4 protein-coding genes and 1 pseudogene are annotated in these 3,511 nt (G+C 70.4%); 4 read left to right on the forward strand and 1 reads right to left on the reverse strand.

What is annotated here, in order from left to right; all coding sequences use genetic code 11:
- Together WBA11_RS16340 and WBA11_RS16345 are read left to right on the forward strand one after the other, a co-directional pair.
- Positions 1 to 124: pseudogene (locus WBA11_RS16340) on the forward strand (phosphoribosylformylglycinamidine synthase I); the annotation flags it as partial.
- Positions 121 to 612, forward strand: coding sequence for a hypothetical protein (locus tag WBA11_RS16345; protein ID WP_424521715.1), 492 nt, complete (start codon positions 121 to 123; stop codon positions 610 to 612). The pseudogene WBA11_RS16340 and the gene WBA11_RS16345, both read left to right, overlap by 4 nt.
- 110 nt (positions 613 to 722) lie before the next feature.
- Here WBA11_RS16345 and WBA11_RS16350 read toward each other — a convergent pair whose 3' ends face one another.
- On the reverse strand, positions 723 to 1,550 hold the full coding sequence (locus WBA11_RS16350) for a TIGR03435 family protein (protein ID WP_424521716.1): 828 nt from the start codon (positions 1,548 to 1,550) through the stop codon (positions 723 to 725).
- Positions 1,551 to 1,785: 235 nt separating this feature from the next.
- On the opposite strand from WBA11_RS16350, the gene WBA11_RS16355 reads away from it, so the two are divergent.
- Complete coding sequence (locus tag WBA11_RS16355) at positions 1,786 to 2,256, forward strand: SRPBCC family protein (protein WP_424521717.1); 471 nt, start codon at positions 1,786 to 1,788, stop codon at positions 2,254 to 2,256.
- A 292-nt stretch (positions 2,257 to 2,548) separates the two neighbouring features.
- On the forward strand, positions 2,549 to 3,511 hold a 963-nt coding region (locus WBA11_RS16360; RefSeq protein ID WP_424521718.1), incomplete at its 3' end, for a dihydrodipicolinate reductase.

Genomic DNA, 3,511 nt, shown 5'->3' on the forward strand with positions numbered 1-3,511 from the left:
CGCGCGCGGCAACGTGGTCGGCATGATGCCGCACCCGGAGCGGGCCGTCGAGGTCCGTGTGGGTGGGAGCGAGGACGGCGCACGGCTGTTCCGGTCGGCGCTCGCCGCCCTCGAGGTCGCGTGACGAGGCTCGCGGCGGCCCTCTGGTTCGTCGCGCTCGCAGGGTGCGCCGCGCCCGATCATGGGGACGGAGCGTTCACGGTGTCGATCCTCGACCCGACGGGCATCCGGGGCACCATCATGTACCTGAGCGGTACGGCCGCCGTTCGGCCGAACGAGCACGAGTGCGTCGAGATCGTCCTCGAGGCCGATACGGGCGCGGTCCTCGAGGTCGCAGACGCCTGCCCGCTCGAGCCTAGCGGCTTCCCGAACGCCGGCTCGTTCGTGCTCAACGAGTTGACCCGCAACCCGCACGGCGTCACGCTCCAGATCGGGCGCGACCTCTACGCCAGCGTCGGCGGGACGCTCGACCTCGAGGCCGTCAGCCGGCGCCGTGCGCGTGGGCAGTTCGAGGCGACCGTGGCGCGCGTTCAGGCGCTCGAGCCCGACTCCGTGGCTTTCGCCGACACGCTCACCATCACCGGCTTGTTCGACGCGGCTGTCACGCCGTGATCGAGACCCCCGGCCCGCCGACCTCGAGGACGCTCCATCGAGGATTGCGAGCCGAGGATGGTCTACGGGTCACTCTCCCAAGACGTCGTAGCTCAGTCTCGGCGCGAGCGCTACTCCTCGTCGGCGAGACGCACGACCATCCACTCGACGGCCCGGACCTCGGGGACGAGTTCCAGTCCGACCCGCTCGCTCAGCGCGGCCCGAACGACGTCGACCTCTCCGGCGGACATCGTCGGCCGGTCAAAGTCGACGACCTCGAGGGCGCCGCCGTCGAACTCGAGGTCGAACGTGTACCGACCGTCGAGCCCGGTCTCGTCGACGACGACGTGGCCGAGGCTGCCGCCCAACATAGAAGCGAGGTCGAGCGAGGTGGCCCCGCGGACTCGGAACGAGCGCCCCATTGCCCGGCCGCTCCAGTCCTCGCCGCCCGACGACGGCAGGAGTGAGGCATCGCGGACGCGCAAGGCGTAGACCACGTGGGGCCGGGCTTGGAACGTGACCTCGAGGCCGAGTGCATCGGTCAGCCCGTCGAGCAGCGCGTTGCCGAACGTCTCCCGCGTGAGGCCGCGCCGGACCATGAGCGCGTCGACACCCTGCCCGATCAGTTCGTCGGGCGCGTCGATCAGACTGCTCCAAATGGAGCTCGTCATGGGGTTCCGGTGGTGCGGAAAATGAGCCGTCCACCCGAGTACGAGCGCAGTACGAAGGGGTGCGCCCGTTGCCCGAAACGTCCCGTCGTCAAAGTTGCTGCTCACGCTCACTCCGGGGCCGACCTCGCGGTCGGACCACGCGGCCTCGAAGGTGGGCGGGGCATCGGGGCCGGGGAGCGCGGCCCGCGCCTCGGCGATTTGCTGGGAGATGGCGTCTCGTGCGGAGAGCGAGTCGGTCTGGGCGGTGGCCAGGGTGGCGGTGGCGAGGACGGCGAGGACCAGTCGCATGGAGACATCAGATGTGTCCGCTGAACGTAGGCCATCGGCTACCCTCAGACAAACGTTTCTTTCTCTCCACCTATCCCGCAGTGACCCCCGTCCTCGAGGACGGATCAAGCCTCGGAGCATCCGACGCGAGCCTCCGCCCTCGAGGTCGGCACGGGCTGAACGTCCCTTCCGCCCGCGACCGGCATGGATCGGCGGGCGCCCCGCGTGCGTCCTCGAGGACGTCCCCCCAACTACCATGATCGAAGCCCGAGCCCGCATCGAGCGCGAGCGCACCCTGTCCGCCGCCCTCGAGGACGCCTGGGCCGTCTTGACGGACGTCGCGAAATGGGGACCGCTGTTCCCCCACGTCGACTCCGTAGTCCCGTACCCGGAGGCTGGCGAGTCGGCGTTCATCTGGACGATGGAGCCGCTCGGGCCGCCCGGCGCCCGCGTCCGAACGGTCTACGCGTGTCGCTACCACGCCGACCCCGCCTCGCACACCTTGACGTGGACGCCCGTCGAGGACGTCGGCACGGGCCGGTTCGCGGGTCACTGCATCCTCGAAGACGCCGGCGACGAGACGCGCGGGACGCTGCTGATGGACGCCATGCTGGAGATCCCGGCGCCCAGATTCATGCGCGGCGTGGTCGCACCGCTCGTCCAGGTCGAGATGGGGCGGATGACCGACACGTTCATGGACCGCCTGGACGACGTGATGAGCCTGTAGGACGGGCTCTGACATAGGCGTAGGCGAAGACAGGTCGGACGGCGACAAGTCCATGTCCAACAAGGCGCGGACGGGCCGCGGCACGACCTCGAGGACGTCTCAGGACGAACGTCAGCGTTCCTCCCTGGTAACACAACAAGCCCGCAGAGCTCGGGGCGCCGTTACCAGGGATGCGGCAACCCGACCCCGCCGCTCCAGACTCGGTCTGGGGCGGCGGGTTTTTTCCTGGGCCGATCTCGGGAGACGGGCGAGCTTTCCAACTCCTTCTCCGCAGCCGACCACCGGCTCACTCATGTCTCTCCGCATCGTCCAGTTTGGACTCGGCCCCATCGGCCAAGCCACCGCCCGCCTCGCCTTGGCCAAGGGCCACACGCTCATCGGCGCCCTCGACCTCGATCCGTCCCGCGTCGGGAAAGATGTTGGCGAGGTCCTGGGCCGCGACGCGCTCGGCGTCACCGTCCGCGACGACGCCCGGGCCGCCCTCGAGGAGCTCATGCCCGACGTCGTCTTGCACACCACGACCTCGTTCTTGGACAAGATCGAGGACCAGCTGATGGCCTGCATCGAGGCCGGCGCGCACGTCGTGTCGTCGTCCGAGGAGCTGTTCTGGCCCTACGAGCGCGACGCCGCGTTCTCCGAGCGGATCGACGCGGCCGCGCGCGGGGCTGACGTCGCTGTCGTGGGGACGGGCGTCAACCCCGGCTTCGTCCTCGACGTGTTTCCGGTCGTGCTGGCCAACAGCGTCATCGCCCGCGTCGACCGCGTGGACGCGACCCGGTCCGTCGATGCCGGACGCCGTCGCGGTCCGTTGCAGAAGAAGGTGGGCGCGGGGCTCACCGTGGCCGAGTTCGAGGCGCGCGAGGCGGCCGGCGGGTTCGGCCACATCGGGATGGTCGAGAGCGCCTACGCCCTGGCCGCCGGGCTGGGCTGGGACGGCGCGGTCGTGACCGAGACGTTCGGCCCGTCCATGGCCGACGCGGATCATACCACGGAGCACGCGACGGTCAAATCGGGCGACGTCGCCGGCATCCACCAGACGGCGACCGTGACCGTCGACGGCCAAGAGCGCGCCGTGCTCACGCTGACCATGGCCGTCGGCGCGCCGGACGAGGACCGCATCGTGATCGCGGGCGACCCGCCGCTGACCGTCGTCGTCGAGGGCGGGACGTTCGGGGACACGGCGACCGTCGCGGCCGTCGTCAACGCGGCGCCGCGCGTGCGGGCCTCGAGGCCGGGGCTCCGCACGGTCCTGGAC

The sequence above is a fragment of the Rubrivirga sp. genome (assembly GCF_049648075.1).
GTDB lineage: Bacteria > Bacteroidota > Rhodothermia > Rhodothermales > Rubricoccaceae > Rubrivirga.

Bases quoted from the DNA above. Each gene is read 5' to 3' on its own strand.
- WBA11_RS16350 (WP_424521716.1), bottom strand. From the start codon at position 1,550: ATGCGACTGGTCCTCGCCGTCCTCGCCACCGCCACCCTGGCCACCGCC.
- WBA11_RS16355 (WP_424521717.1), top strand. From the start codon at position 1,786: ATGATCGAAGCCCGAGCCCGCATCGAGCGCGAGCGCACCCTGTCCGCC.